Annotated in this window: 13 protein-coding genes; 10 read left to right on the top strand and 3 right to left on the bottom strand. The window is 37.1% G+C overall.

What is annotated here, in order from left to right:
• The first annotated feature begins 158 nt into the window (after positions 1 to 158).
• The gene (locus CLV96_RS14040) at positions 159 to 1,148 is read left to right on the top strand and encodes a class I SAM-dependent methyltransferase (protein WP_004785764.1); all 990 of its coding nucleotides are present in this window, start codon (positions 159 to 161) and stop codon (positions 1,146 to 1,148) included.
• Here the strand turns inward: CLV96_RS14040 and CLV96_RS14045 are convergent.
• Together CLV96_RS14045 and CLV96_RS14050 are read right to left on the bottom strand one after the other, a co-directional pair.
• Positions 1,145 to 1,885 carry a motility protein A gene (locus CLV96_RS14045; RefSeq protein WP_004786967.1) on the bottom strand — a complete coding sequence of 247 codons (741 nt, stop codon included), beginning with the start codon at positions 1,883 to 1,885 and terminating at the stop codon, positions 1,145 to 1,147. The genes CLV96_RS14040 and CLV96_RS14045 overlap by 4 nt on opposite strands.
• Positions 1,882 to 4,098 (bottom strand): hypothetical protein, encoded by a 2,217-nt coding sequence (locus CLV96_RS14050; protein ID WP_243836491.1) that lies wholly within the window; start codon positions 4,096 to 4,098, stop codon positions 1,882 to 1,884. The genes CLV96_RS14045 and CLV96_RS14050 overlap by 4 nt, the downstream gene beginning before the upstream one ends.
• 88 nt (positions 4,099 to 4,186) lie before the next feature.
• Here CLV96_RS14050 and CLV96_RS14055 point away from each other — a divergent pair, with 88 nt between their 5' ends.
• The 9 genes from CLV96_RS14055 (at position 4,187) to CLV96_RS14095 (ending at position 12,529) form a co-directional block, all read left to right on the top strand.
• The gene (locus CLV96_RS14055) at positions 4,187 to 5,728 is read left to right on the top strand and encodes a cellulose synthase family protein (RefSeq protein ID WP_040917124.1); all 1,542 of its coding nucleotides are present in this window, start codon (positions 4,187 to 4,189) and stop codon (positions 5,726 to 5,728) included.
• Positions 5,729 to 5,805: 77 nt separating this feature from the next.
• The gene (locus tag CLV96_RS14060) at positions 5,806 to 6,084 is read left to right on the top strand and encodes a hypothetical protein (protein WP_002973362.1); all 279 of its coding nucleotides are present in this window, start codon (positions 5,806 to 5,808) and stop codon (positions 6,082 to 6,084) included.
• 168 nt (positions 6,085 to 6,252) lie between these two features.
• Positions 6,253 to 7,254, top strand: a complete 1,002-nt coding sequence (locus CLV96_RS14065; RefSeq protein ID WP_004786068.1) for an ATP-binding protein — start codon at positions 6,253 to 6,255, stop codon at positions 7,252 to 7,254.
• A complete protein-coding gene (locus CLV96_RS14070) occupies positions 7,235 to 8,158 on the top strand; it encodes a hypothetical protein (protein WP_243836492.1) in 924 nt (307 codons plus the stop codon). Before CLV96_RS14065 ends, CLV96_RS14070 begins: the two co-directional genes overlap by 20 nt.
• Before the next feature lie 35 nt (positions 8,159 to 8,193).
• Complete coding sequence (locus tag CLV96_RS14075; RefSeq protein ID WP_020776643.1) at positions 8,194 to 8,655, top strand: PTS sugar transporter subunit IIA; 462 nt, start codon at positions 8,194 to 8,196, stop codon at positions 8,653 to 8,655.
• Positions 8,656 to 8,659: 4 nt separating this feature from the next.
• Positions 8,660 to 9,544 carry an ABC transporter permease subunit gene (locus CLV96_RS14080; RefSeq protein WP_040917119.1) on the top strand — a complete coding sequence of 295 codons (885 nt, stop codon included), beginning with the start codon at positions 8,660 to 8,662 and terminating at the stop codon, positions 9,542 to 9,544.
• A complete protein-coding gene (locus CLV96_RS14085; protein ID WP_004786504.1) occupies positions 9,541 to 10,317 on the top strand; it encodes an ABC transporter permease subunit in 777 nt (258 codons plus the stop codon). The genes CLV96_RS14080 and CLV96_RS14085 overlap by 4 nt, the downstream gene beginning before the upstream one ends.
• Entirely contained in the window at positions 10,307 to 11,950 is a 1,644-nt protein-coding gene (locus CLV96_RS14090; RefSeq protein ID WP_004785379.1) for a PEGA domain-containing protein, read from the top strand. The genes CLV96_RS14085 and CLV96_RS14090 overlap by 11 nt, the downstream gene beginning before the upstream one ends.
• Before the next feature lie 108 nt (positions 11,951 to 12,058).
• Positions 12,059 to 12,529, top strand: a complete 471-nt coding sequence (locus CLV96_RS14095; protein ID WP_004787387.1) for a GNAT family N-acetyltransferase — start codon at positions 12,059 to 12,061, stop codon at positions 12,527 to 12,529.
• A 130-nt stretch (positions 12,530 to 12,659) separates the two neighbouring features.
• On the opposite strand, the gene CLV96_RS14100 is transcribed toward CLV96_RS14095, so the two are convergent.
• Positions 12,660 to 13,655 (bottom strand): ankyrin repeat domain-containing protein, encoded by a 996-nt coding sequence (locus CLV96_RS14100; protein WP_004786260.1) that lies wholly within the window; start codon positions 13,653 to 13,655, stop codon positions 12,660 to 12,662.
• Positions 13,656 to 14,118: the final 463 nt, after the last annotated feature.

The following is a 14,118-nucleotide window of genomic DNA, read 5'->3' on the forward strand; positions in this document are numbered from 1 at the left end:
GATAATAAAAAAAACTTTTGAATTCTGATTTATGAAGGACTTTTTTGCCGTGCCGTGGTAAACGGAGCGTATTGGGTGGCGGGTGGATAACCCCACCCAGTCTCAATAGGGCGGGGAGATCTATCCAAAAATCCCAACCTGCCCCAAAAGGAAAATGCATGACCGAACGGGGATTTGGTGCCCTTACCATGTTTGAAAATCGCCTTCGCAAATTAAAGAAGGAACGCGAAAAATGGGCAAAACGAGAATCTATTGAATGTTATCGACTCTATTCTGAAGACATCCCACAAATACCATGCATTTTGGATCGGTATCCCAGCGGATTGGTATTGTATGACAAAAGTTCCTTACGTTTTCAAGCGGAGGAAGGTCACGATGATCGTTTCGATCGAATTGCATCCATTGTTAGAGAAGTATTCCAAATAACAGAAGGACAACTGTATTTAAAACGACGTAAAAAACAAAAAGGGTCAGACCAATACGACAAATTAGCCATAGAAGGAAATTTTGAGTGGGTAAAGGAATCAAATTTAGAATTTCGTATCAATCTATCTGATTATTTAGACACTGGCCTTTTTTTAGACCATCGTATCACAAGAGATTGGATTAGAAAAACCTCCCGTGGAAAATCAGTATTAAATTTATTTTCTTATACAGGTGCATTTTCCGTTTATGCCGCGTCAGGTGGTGCTAAAAAAACAAAAAGTGTGGATTTATCCAAAACTTATTGCGATTGGGCTTTAAAAAATCTCGAACATAATGGCTTTACGTCGACAAATCATCAAATAGTTAATGCTGATATTTTGCAATGGATCGAAGAAGAAACCAAAAATCCAAATAGGGAACGGTATGATTTAATTTTTCTGGATCCTCCCACTTTCTCAAATAGTAAAAAAATGCGAGAAGAATGGGATGTCCAAACGAAACATAGAAACCTTCTTTTGTTACTTTTAACAAAATTTCTTTCTAATGATGGAGAGATTTGGTTCTCTACCAATTTTAGAAAATTCAAAATGGAAGTTGTAGATGAAGAGTGGAACGAACGAGGATTTCTTTGTATCAATCGAACTAAGGAATCAATTCCGGCAGACTTTCGCGATGAAAAAATCCACCAGTTGTTCTGCATTAAACCCGATCTTCGAAATTAATATTTAACAAAAGGATCAAGCCGTTCTGCGAGGATCCTACGATTTTCACCAGATTGTAAAGATAGTATTCCTCTCATGATGGCTTGTCGTTCGTTACTCTCGCGTTTGGCGACAACTTTGAGCTGGTTTGAAATAGGGAGTAAAATTAAGTTTGCAAACGAAATCCCATAAAAAGTAGCAATGAAGGCTGTTGCTATCCCTTGTCCCAGAACTTTTGTTCCACCATCTAAATTTTCAAGAACGGTTACAAGCCCTAATACGGTTCCAATGATTCCTACTGTGGGAGAAAAACCTGCTGCAGTTTCAAAAACTTTCGCTGATTTCATATCATTCTTTTCTTCTTCTTCATGTGCTTCCCATAAAATTTCTTCAATGGTTCTTGGATCTGAGCCATCAACAATTAGTTGAATCCCTTTTTGTAAGAATGGGTTATCTAATTTTTTTGCTTCGTCCTCTAAAGATAATAGGCCATCTTTCCTGGCTTTTTCCCAAAAACGAAAAAATACAAGTTTGAGATCTCTTTCTTTTTTTCGTGAAAGTGCAAATCTTGTATCTCTAACAGCCTTTGTTACTTGGGAAATGGAATACGATGCAAAAGTTGCACCTAATGTTCCACCTACGATTAATAACATCGCCGGAAGGTGAAAAAAAGATCTTAATGATGCACCTTCAATTAAAATTGCAACAAACACCGATAAAACGGCTGCGAGGATTCCGAGTAGTGTCGAATGGATCATTGAATTCTTGCCTCTCTCACGTCAGGTCGAACACTCAACCTTCTAAGTGAATCTTTTTTTTCTATTACTTCGTTTTTGAGTCTTTCCCAAATCACGGAATCGGGATTTTCTCTTATTCGTGTGCTGATGATAGGTTCTACTTCTTTCCAATTCTCTTGGTTAATGAATAGACGAACGCGTGCTAGTTCAAGTTCGTTGGCCTGGTCTGTTTGGTTATTTAAACGATAGAATCGTTCTAATGAACTCATCGTGCGAAGTGCATTGCTCCAATCCCCTAAAGATTCGAACATCGGAATCAACGAGTTCCAGGCAAATTCCTGAAATTCAATATCGGAACTTAGGTCTTCTAGAATAGGAATGTATTCTGCTTCTGGAGTTGTAAATTTTAAGCTATTAAATGCAATTCTGAGTAGGTCTGGCTTGGGAGATTCAAATTTTCTTGCAATGGCAATTGCATCTAATGCTAGTTTGTTTTGTCCTATTGTGTGGTAAAATCTTGCATATTCCGCAAAGGATTCATAGTAAAGATGTTTGATCTCAAGTGCGTCCTTTCTTAAATCTCCCGATGAATATTTTAAAACGGAATCAATCACTGCCACTACTTCCTGGGTTGTTGCATTATCTAATTTTTCAGCAAAATATTTTAATTTCCAATCTACTGGTAAGCTATTAGCAAAACCAATTTTTGATTCCAAATAACTCGGATAATAAATATCAAAATTCCAATAGGATTTACGACTTAAAAGGGAAAGTGCATTGATATGATGGAACTGATTGGATTTGTTTCTGGTTGTGAGGATTAGAAATGGGTGCTGTTCTTGACTTAATCTTTCAATATAGGAGATAATCTGCGATTGGTTGGAGCTAAGACCCAATACTACGGTTTTATCTTTAATTTCAGAATGTTTTGGTAAAAACGGATTCGACTCAAACGGCAGAACAGATTTATAATAAATATAATCTTTCTTATTGAAAGTTATGTTGGTGATCGCAAACGGAATAGGATCAAAAATTTCTTTTTTGGAAAAAGGAGAACTGGTTCTAATTGTTGGTGGCGAAAAGAAAAGTAAAACGATCAGGGTCGCAACAGCTAACATCAAAATTCTGGGTAAACGTACAATGTGTTTCTGCATTAGATAAGGATAAACTAACACTGGTACGAATAACAAGGCCGATACGGTTCGGATACCCATTGGTAAATTCCAGAAATATAACAAAAAGGAAAGGCCAAGGTAAATACTTGTTTCAAAACCTATCAATAGATATTCTTTATATGGAGTTTTGTTTGGCTTAAAAAAACCAACAATAGAACCTGTGATGATGCAAAGCGCGATAAAAAAAGAACTCCAATAAGTCTGGTAGATAAAAAAGAAAAAAGCAAAAAGAAGAGCAACTCTTCCGATGAGAAACACTGCTTTTGTTTCTTTTTTTAATCCACCAAGCAAAGATAAAACTCTTCCAAAGATGACTGAAAAGGAAACAGAAAGGATGAGTGGTATTTTGGGTCCTGGTTGGAAATATAAGTGTAAGATACAATACGAAATTAATAACGAAAGAGCGGATCTGTAGAATGGTGCGAATAACGGGTGTTTGCCGATTTTGGATCGAATTTTGTAAAACTTACTGGAATGAGGATTTCTTTGTACAAATGTACTAAGAAGGTATAAAGATAACAAAATATATAAAACAGCCAACAATACTTTCATGGAATAGTTTTGGTTGGGCTCAAAGAGTGAGTAAAACGTGAATACTGTTACACCAAGAGCAAAACTTAAAAAACGAAAATCGCGTAAAGAACCGCCATATATCCCTACAGCAAATGCCGACAATACTCCACTGATTAAAACCAATTCAAAGGAAAAGATATAATCAATTAAGAACTCTGCAGAATTAGCTCGTAAAAACCAAAAAATTTGTAAGATGGCCACAACCAGGAGGGCCAGTGCCAAACTTAGAGGTAACGTTTGTTTGTATTTCCTATAAATAAATCCAATCGCAAAGGAAACAATTAGAAGAATTTGGAGTACTGGGTACGCAGTGTCCGTACGATCGATGAGTGCAAGTTCGGATCCGGCTACATAAAAGAATAGAGAAAGCACATAACCAATGGATAGGCTAAGACTAAACTCAAGAGAGGGGAAGAGGCCGGTTTCCCAGAAACGTTTCCATTGAGAATCCATAGAATTTGCTACCAAAGATGTTGGATGGGCCACATTCGCAAACTAAAGAAAATCTTATTTTATTTGGCGGTGCACAAAATGTTTGACCAAAACGCCCTATCTGCCGATTTTGACTATAACTATGCTCACGTTTTTATCTATATCGTTTTTGGTTCTTTACGGCTTTGATATTTTGGTTCTGTTCTATTTCGGGTTACACACCTACCTCATGGTGTTTTTGTATAGTAGATACAAACAAAACTGCGCGGAGGATGAAAGCAAAGTCCTTTCCCTAAAGGATAAAAATCTCCCTACCGTAACCGTTCAACTTCCTATTTTTAACGAGTTTTATGTGGTGGATCGATTGATCGAATCCGCATGTAACCTTGTATATCCTGCAAAAAAACTCCAAATTCAGGTCCTTGATGATTCCACTGATGAAACCATTGAAAAGGTTGCAACTCTTGTGGCTCAGTACAAGAAAAAAGGAATTTGGATCGAACACGTTCATAGAACCAATCGTAAGGGCCACAAAGCCGGTGCTTTGGATGAAGGGATGGCCAAAGCAAAAGGAGATTATATTGCGATCTTTGATGCTGACTTTACACCAGATTCCGATTTTCTCCTCCGCACTATGGGTTATTTTGAAGACGAATCCATAGGAATGGTCCAAACACGTTGGGGCCATATCAACGAAACATACAATATCTTAACTAAAGCACAAAGTTTTGGAATCGACGGTCATTTTATGATCGAACAGGTCGCAAGAAACGGGGCAAGCCTTTGGATGAACTTCAATGGAACTGCTGGGATCTGGAGACGGTCTTGTATTGAAGACGCTGGTGGATGGGAACATGATACCCTCACAGAAGACTTCGATCTTTCTTACCGAGCGGAACTCAAAGGTTGGAAATTCCGTTATATCAAAGACGTAGTTTGTAAGGCAGAAATTCCGGCGACCATGAATGCTTATAAAGCACAACAGTTCCGCTGGTGCAAAGGTTCTATTCAAACAGCAGTCAAACTCATTCCTCGCATTTGGAAGTCCAAAGAATCTTGGAAAATCAAGGGTGAGGCGATCACTCACTTAATCAATTATTCTGTTCACCCACTGATGATCATCAATATCCTTCTGACTGCTCCTCTCCTCCTTATGGAATATTGGGCGGGATTTAAGATGGATGACCTCCCGATGGAAATTCTTTTTGGATCCGCAGCCGTCCTGTCCATAGGATCGATGGGACCTGTGATCTTTTATGCATATTCCCAAAGAGAAATCCACAAAGATTGGAAATCAAAACTGATTTACCTACCTATCCTTGTGATGATCGGAACAGGGATTGCAGTGATGAACACTTACGCTTGGGTGGAGGCCGTTTTTGGTGTCCAATCCGGCTTTAAACGCACTCCAAAACTCAGAATCGAGAAAGAAGGGGATAGTTTGCAGGACAAAATCAAATATGTCGTCCCTGTCGATTACCGTGCTTTCCTTGAATTCTTTATGGGTGCTTATTGTGTATTTTGCATTTATTTATCCTTTGTGGTCGGAAAACCTTACATGATTGGTTTCATGGTTCTCTATTCCATCGGATTTTTCTATGTCTCTTACCTTTCTGTGGCAGAGTCGTTCTGGAAATTCAAACCGGCGACCAAAGCAGAAAAGGAACTTCGTGCCATCACTTAGGAAGAGCGGTGGTACTTACTTGACGAAACCTTTCCTTCCAAAAAGCTGTAAATTCAACCTAGGTTCAGGGGTCATCCATGAGTGAAAAAGTCTACTGCGCGAACTGTTTGCATTGTGTTGTCGTTCGCCAATACGAATCGGAGCAAGATAAATACATTCTTCGAGTCAAATGTAACAAGAAGAAATGGTCAAAACGTTCCGGTGAAGAAAAACTTTATAAATACTTTACTGTAGCTCGTCGTATGCAAACAAACTGCGAGTATTATGAAGAAATGGGAGAGATTCTACCTTATATCAAAAATTTGAAAAAAGAACTCCCAATCAAAGACGAAATCTACATGGTGAAAGCCGTCTAAATCATTACCGGCGTGTTGTTCCCCAGGTTACCTCGCGCCTTCGCTCGCAAATTTCATAAAACTGAAAACAAAAAAGAACGGACGATTCAGGGTCAATTCCTGATCCCCGTTCCTGCGGGCAGCGTTATCTCTGATTCCTATCCCGCTCGAGTCACTCACGGTCAAGTTATGCTTGCACATAACGGGAAGAAGGTGCTTGCACCTGTCAATGGGGTCGCTAGTCTCACACCAGACCAAAAACACTTCCAAATCAAACAAGATGGTTCTTGGTCTACTACTTCACCTTATCATTTTCGCCAATATGATTTTCCATCTCTATTGGAATCTTTTGATCTGGGTGCCTTGTATTCGTTGGATTTGATTGAAACTCCACTAAAAGATTACTTTCAAAAGTTTAACAAGAATTCTGCGTTTAAAATTATCTTATCTCCGTTTTGCAGATACCAACATCTAAACTTTGAAGAAATGATCCTTCGTGACATGAAGGAAGCTTATCTTGCCTTCAATGAACTGCTCAAACAAATCTTTCCGAAAGCAGAAGTCTCAAATTTTTTCGAACAATCTTCTTTGGATTTTGAACATCCTAATGGGATCCCGGAGTTTTTTCTTCACAAACAGTTTCATGAGCCTGTAGATAAAACCAGAAAGTCTTTATTTAATCATGAAATTCTATTTTTAGGTGCTGAAACGATATTCCATATCTTGCGAATGTTATACTATAACGAACCTTTTACGAAAAGACATTTGGCTGTTTTTTTGGTAGATCGTAAAGGAAGAATGGATTTAGAACCTCGGCAATTTTTTTTAACGAATGGTCAATCGTTGGCATTCATTCCGGCAAACTTAGACAAACGATATAAAATTGCTTCGTTCCAAACAGTATATGAAGAAGTAAAACCAATGGATGTTTTATCCTTAGGTTACTTTAATATTTATGAACAATATTCTATCACTCTTTACGAAAAACTCCCCGCATCCAGAAAAGAATTTAGTTGTATTGATTGTATGGAATGTAACAACTACTGTCCGACCCATGCAAACCCTGTGCAACTCATCAAAGGGAGAGTAGAAGAATTCGAAAAAAGTCAGTGCATATCTTGCGGGATTTGTACTGTTTACTGCCCATCTGGAATTGATATTCGGAAACGAATTGAAGGAGTTCTGGTTTAACGACCGTTACTATATGTTGAAAAACCTTTATATTCTATCTGAAAATAGTTGGGGAGTTAAGTCTTCAGAAGTATTTGCAGATTTCTTCTACTTTTTAACCTTAATCGGATTTCTTGGATATTCGTTGGCGCATGTTATACCAATTCCAATTTTACCTATTACAATTGTATCAATTCTGACTTTGATCTATTTTGGATTTTGTATACGAGCGAACCAATCGCCATATTGGTTGGGATTGTTATCTCAGTTGCTTATTGTTTTTTTGATTTTACCCACAACTTGGTTACATCCTATTCTATTGCCGGTTGCTTTTCTTTTTGCAATAGTGGTTCATTATTTTTTTATCCAACAATATTCATTCAGAGTTCCTCTCTTTAGTTTGGTTTTTCTTTTTGTTTTGATTTGGGATACAGTATTTTCTTTATTAGGATATTCCTTTCGTACATCTATAGAGTTGATTCCATGGACAGGTATCTCTTTGGAGAATTCTCTTTTACCTTTTGCAAGGCCTTGGTTTTCGAATGTTCCGATTCGACAAACTGATTTTTTATCTTTTGCCGATAGTCTTGGGATTTATGTTTTGGTGGGGATTGCTTGGGTTTCTTTTCGTAGAACCATTTTACTTGGTTTCTTTTTGGGATGGCTTCTTTTATTTTCGATTTGGGGGATTGGTTCCGGCCAGTTGGGGTTGAACTGGATTCTTTCTTATTCGGCACTTGCCTTCTTTTTGCATGTCTGCCCTGGACGGAATTTTTACGGATCCTATTATGTTTCTTTGCTAGGTTTTGTCATTTTACTTCCCATTGCGTTTTTTGTAGGTAAAATGGGTTTGAGTGCGGCTTCAGCATTGGTAGTTTTTTTTCTTTTAGAAGGTCTCTTGGTTAGGGTTTTTCTTGGAAAATAAGTCGATCTTGAAAAGGTGGGAGTAAGTTATACCATATGAATCAACTTCTGGAGATTCTGGACCCTAAAAATATCATTTTCGATTTCAAAGCAACCACGAAAGAGGATGCCATTCGAAAGATGATCTCTCATATGGTCGCCACACAATCGTTAGATCCTACTTATGAAGAGGAAACGGTTTCTTCTTTAATGAACCGAGAAAAATCAATGTCTACAGGGATTGGGAGTGGTGTTGCCATTCCACATTGTTCTGTGCACTATGTAAATGAATTGAAATGTGCTATGGCGATTGCTCCGCAAGGAATTGATTTTGATGCCCTTGATCATGGTTTAGTGCAAATTTTCATCATGCTCATTGTTCCAAAAAATAAATTTCAGGATCACATCAAAACATTAGCACTGATTGCCAAAACCCTCAATATTCCTGAAGAAAGAGAAAAACTCATCAAAGCCAAAAATTTCGAAGAAATCCAAAAGGCATTCCTTTCGAAAAGTTAATCCAGTGAAGTCGGAAGTATTCCGTTTTCTGTATTTTTTGCTACTGTTATCTTGTATCAGTAGTTTTGTGTCCGAGTTTCATACGAAAGATAAATCTTTTCTTTATGCTGATGCTGGGATTGCTGAAATCCAAAATCAGGAAACAAACTTTCTATCTTCCTATTTAAAATTTTGGAAATCATTAGTATTGGAATCAGGTGGGAAAACAGATAATGGTGAAGCGGTATATTCTCATATCCTAACTCGTTTCCTTCCCACCTTTCACCTAGCACTCTTTAGTATTCTCGTTGGTTCTGTTTTTGCTTTTGGTCTTTCTCTTGGGGCAACTTATTTTCGGTCGAAAGTTTTGTATGATATTGTTTCCTTTAGCTCCAATTTGATTTTATCTACTCCAATCTTTATTGTAGCAATACTGCTTTTGATTTTGTTTTTTTATAGATTAGAGTGGTTCCCCCCTGGTGGTTATGAATTAGGAAATACTTATTATGTTGTTTTACCCGGGATTACTTTGGGTTCCAGAGTATATGCTCGTATGTCTTTGTATTTACTACCTGAAATTAAAAAAGAAGCTAATTCTAAGTATGTTCAATTATTGAAAACAAGGTCTTATCCTTGGAGCCATATTGTTGGAAAAGAAGTATTTTTAAAGGTGCTTCCGATAGCCCTTATTCTTTTGGTATTAGATTTTGGATCCTTGTTATCCGGTGCTATGGTTGTAGAAGAAATCTTTTTCTTTCCAGGAATAGGAAAGTCATTATATTATTCTATTAAATCTATGGACACCCAATTACTTGCAACATTGCTAATGTATTCTGGTGTATTATTTTATATTTTGAATCGCATAGGATTTTATCTCCAAAGATTTTTTTCGGGAGGAGTATCATTTTGATTCAAATACATACCTTTGTGCGGTTTTTATTTTTTGGATTAGTTTTTGTAGGCGTTTTGTTTTTTCCTAAACCCACAAATGTAGATTTGACCAATAATAACTTACCTATTTTTTCTCCTGGGTTTTTTGCTGGTACCGATCGTTTGGGGCGAGATAATTTTGCTTTATTTTGTTATGGTTCTTTTTCAACCATAGTTCTCGTGATTCCGGCTCGTATTTTTACGATTTTTGTTTCATTTTTTCTTTCGACCTTTACACTCTTTTTTCCTAAAAAATCAGACTTCATACTTTCTGGAATCGTCTCAGTTTCGCTGGCAATCCCGTCTTTGTTGTCAGCTCTCATCGTTATGAGTTTGTTGCCGGATAGTCCATTCGCTATTTTTATTGCGATTTTAGTTTCCGATTGGGCCTTGTCTTATGAAACACTGACTGCCAAAATTCGCGAGATCAAAGAAAGTCCCTATCTTTCCGCTTCCCTCTGTATGGGAGCCAAATCATATCATTTAGTTGTTTTTCATTATTTGCCTGAGCTCCGAGATATTTTTAAGTTTTTATTTTTTTCTGGATTGCCGGCTGTAGTCATGACAACGGCACTATTTTCCTATCTGGGGATCCAAACTGCACTTGGTGATACCGGTCCTGGCCTTGGAGAACAGATCTCATTTTCCAAAGATTATTTTGATCAGTCTCCTGTTTCCGTTTTGCTTCCGATCGTTGCCATTTTAACTTTGGTGTATTCTTTGGGATCTAACCTAAAAAAGAATGAAACATAGAATTTCAGCATTACTCATCATCCTTTGCCTTGTATCCAATACTTTGCCATTGTTTTCTATTGATGATTATTACAATTTTCCGAAACAAAGTTATAAGGGAAGTGTGACTTATGAGACTTCTCGAAATTTGTGTTTATTTTCTTTTTTAGCAGTTACACCAGATCCAACGAAAGAATATTTGAATAAGGGAATTCCTTCGGTATTACTCTCTGAGTTGAGAAATTTAGAATATACTTATGTAGAGTATCCAAAACCAAATATAGTTTACCATTCTTTTGGTGAATCACCCGAAAAAACATTACAAGAAAAAATTGATGCAGAATCTTTAAACGTAAAACGGAAAAAGAAAGAAATCAACGATGAAAAAGATTTAGAAGATCTTAGGTCTGGTAAAAAACAACTGGCTCCGGAAAAAGACCCACGTTATATTAAAATAACAATCAAACAATTATTTGATAAGAAAGCACCAACACCGGATGAATCATTTGGTCTTGCTTCAAAATTAAATTGTGACTATATTATCACTGGTTCTTTTGAAGTTCGCGATAATGAACTTTTTACTAAGGTGTATCTTTTTGATGACTTTGAAGGGAAAATTATTCCGTTTGAGCACAAAACATCCGTAATTCGTGCGTATCAGGAGATGGGGCCCTTGGGTGAATCCATTCGTGAAAAATTACAAGGGAAGGATACAACTACCGTTGCAGTTTCTGCTGAGGGAGAAGAGGGCGCTCTTGTTTATTTAGATGGAATTTATTTGGGTAAAACTCCGTTAAGTGGCAAAAAGTTTCCTGTCGGGAAAAGGTCATTATTTATCTTTAAAGAAGGGTTTCATCCGCACAAACAAGAAATTCAATTGGAAAAAGGGAAACCTTTTCAAATAGATACCAAACTTTCTCTCAAACTTAGTAATTCGTTTATATCTGTGCATTCGAATGTGGAAGCAGATGTTTATTTGGGAATTCAATATTTGGGAAAAACACCGTTAGAGCGTATCGCTATCCCTTCTGGTATGAATCGATTGAGGTTGTCCAAAGAAGGTTATATCGATTACTTTCGTGGTATTGATGCACAAGACAACGAGGAAGTTGTTGTTGATGTCGTGATGAGAGAAGGTAAAACGGAAGTTTATTATAAAAATAAACAAAATGTTTTTTTGGATCATACTTATAAAGATTTTGCCACTTATTCTTTGTATGGTTCCCTTTTATTTTATGCGAGTTATGTATATCTAAATTATGCTTCTAGGCAGGCATATTCTGCAGCAAGATCTGATGTCACTCTTGTTAATGCAAATGCTATTTCTTCATTTTATCGAAATAATCCAGATGAATTCTTCTTTTGGTATGGGGTGCAAAACCATATAATTGATGATGCTGAATCAAAAGCTAGAAGTTTGAAACGTGTTGCGGGAACTTTGCCAATGGAAAACCGCAAAGATCGGCAATTGGTCGCAGGTCCAATGGTGATTTTGATGGGACTTATGTTGGTATCGGCGGCCACTTTTTATGTTTTGGGTCTCGATGAAGAAACTATAGAATTCGGTTATTTACCATTAAACCCTGGGTCAGCCAGTTACGGACAGACTTCGCGAGAAGGATACGGGTATATGCAGTTTAACGTTCGCTATTAAGAGTAATAAACCAAGGGTTCTCTTGCTTTTTTATTCTTTCGCTAAACTGATATTTGGCGTTAGTTTATGTTTTTGTATTATGATTCGTTTTGACGGGGTTTGCATCGATTGAAAGACGATTTTGATTTTCAAGTATTATTACCTGATGAAAATGACACAATTCAGATGATTGCCAATTGGTATTTAGATGAATGGCAAATTCCAATAGAAAAGACGATTTTAAAATTGGAATCGATTACACTTGATGATTCTCAGTTTCAAGTCATAGCAACTCATGGTGGTCGGCCGGTTGCAACTGGTGGGGTCTATCATCGAGTTGGGTTATTAGAGAAAGAGCCAAGGTTTGCTATTCACCAACACTGGCTTGGGTTAGTTTACACGATTCCTGAATGGCGCCACAAAGGTATTGGTGCAGAACTTTGCCGTCAGATTGAAGTGATGGCTAAGAATCGAGGTATCAATGAAATTTATTTATTTTCGGATACTGCTGTATCATTATATAACCGACTTGGTTGGATAGAAGTAGAGGTCGTTGTGTTTGGTCACAGAACCGTGACTGTGATGAAAAAAGAAATTTGATCTTGTAGTTGTTCATTTGCGAGGTGTGCTTTATGAAGAATATAGTCTCCGCGCTTTGATTAGGGTGGGGAACTAGACCCGCCACCCAATGACTTCCTTTTAAACAAGGCCTCATTCTTGAACTTAATTTCTATTCAAGGAGACTTTTGATTTCTTTATCATTTTCATTAGAAGCCAAATCTTTTGCAATTTGACCGAAGCGATTTTTTATATCTTTATTAGCGCCGTTTTTTAGAAGGAATTTGATCATCGGAATGTTTTTTTTACCGACTGCCCAATGTAGGCAAGTTTCATTCTGGTCTGTCACATCATTGATATCCCACTTTTTCAGTGAATAAATATATTGAAAAAGTTCGAAATCGTTTCTTTTGGCCGCCAATAATAATGGTGTCCAACCAAAAATATCCTTCGAATCCAAACTTACTTTTTTAGAGATAAGATACTTCAGTATTTCAGTATTCGATTCTAGATAAAAAGCTTGTATGAGTAGGTTGGAATTATGAGTTACAATTCCGTTTTGATCTGTTACTAGAAAGTCTTTGTTGATTGCCCCTGTGTCGAATAATTCTTTCACTTTGAGTAAATCATTCTTTTTGATCGAGTTTAAAATGAGTATCTCGGGAGCTGAGTCTCCACTAAAAGTAATATCCCTGATTTCTATATGAGGTTGTTTATTTTTTATTGTATAGGATACGGAGTACACATAGTAATTATCCCGAATAAAATCTTTTGAAAATGTTTGAACTAGCGTTTTGGAATTAGTTTTTACTGATGTGGTGCTATTTGATTTGTCAACAAGTGCAACTGAGTTTGAGTTTGAACGTACTGATCCATTTGTGTTAATGTTTACATTGAAAGTCCCCTTGATTCTAGAAAATACAAACGAAAGAACCGATTCATTTGAATCAAGTTTATCAAAGCATCCTTGGAAATAAACGCCAAACCTCTCCACAGAAAAATCAGGATTTATGACATTGCCGTCTTTTACTTTGCAATTTTCGCCAACCTTAGCTTGTTCGATGATCAGGGGTTTGCTCGTGCTTGCACAGTTTAAGATAAAAAATAAAATGAGCGTGAATTTATACATTTGCAAAAAAATAAAAGGGATACCATCATTCACAATCATTATTTAATTCCTTATTGCCCAATTGACGGAATTAGAGCGAATTTTATGTTTTGAGAATCAATTACGGCCGGAATTCACGAGAAAGCATATAATATATGCAGTTTAACGTTCGGTATCAGAAAGTAAACTTTCCCCGCCCTGATCGAACTGGGTGGGGTAATCCACCCGCCACCCAATAAGGCCCTTCTATCACGAATACGCAAGGATTCCAACTAACAATTGCTTTCCTCAAAAAAAACTTTAAACAAGTTCACCTTTTGCTAATATACCACCTATATAAAAGAAAATAGGGCTCTGCCAATCAAACAACGGTTCGATCTCTTTCGCCTACATCCCGTTAGTTCTTTTTTGCCGCCTATCACACATTAGTTGCCAAACCCACCTCCATACACTCACTGCCAAGATTATGTCTCATTACTTGCTACTAACGAATCTCAATTCATATAAAAAAACTCATCTTTCC

Origin of the sequence: Leptospira meyeri (assembly GCF_004368965.1) — a bacterium.
In the GTDB taxonomy this organism is placed as follows: Bacteria; Spirochaetota; Leptospiria; order Leptospirales; family Leptospiraceae; genus Leptospira_A; species Leptospira_A meyeri.

Bases quoted from the DNA above. Each gene is read 5' to 3' on its own strand.
- CLV96_RS14075 (WP_020776643.1), top strand. From the start codon at position 8,194: ATGAATCAACTTCTGGAGATTCTGGACCCTAAAAATATCATTTTCGAT.
- CLV96_RS14065 (WP_004786068.1), top strand. From the start codon at position 6,253: ATGCTTGCACATAACGGGAAGAAGGTGCTTGCACCTGTCAATGGGGTC.
- CLV96_RS14090 (WP_004785379.1), top strand. From the start codon at position 10,307: ATGAAACATAGAATTTCAGCATTACTCATCATCCTTTGCCTTGTATCC.
- CLV96_RS14045 (WP_004786967.1), bottom strand. From the start codon at position 1,885: ATGATCCATTCGACACTACTCGGAATCCTCGCAGCCGTTTTATCGGTG.
- CLV96_RS14055 (WP_040917124.1), top strand. From the start codon at position 4,187: ATGCTCACGTTTTTATCTATATCGTTTTTGGTTCTTTACGGCTTTGAT.
- CLV96_RS14060 (WP_002973362.1), top strand. From the start codon at position 5,806: ATGAGTGAAAAAGTCTACTGCGCGAACTGTTTGCATTGTGTTGTCGTT.
- CLV96_RS14100 (WP_004786260.1), bottom strand. From the start codon at position 13,655: ATGATTGTGAATGATGGTATCCCTTTTATTTTTTTGCAAATGTATAAA.
- CLV96_RS14040 (WP_004785764.1), top strand. From the start codon at position 159: ATGACCGAACGGGGATTTGGTGCCCTTACCATGTTTGAAAATCGCCTT.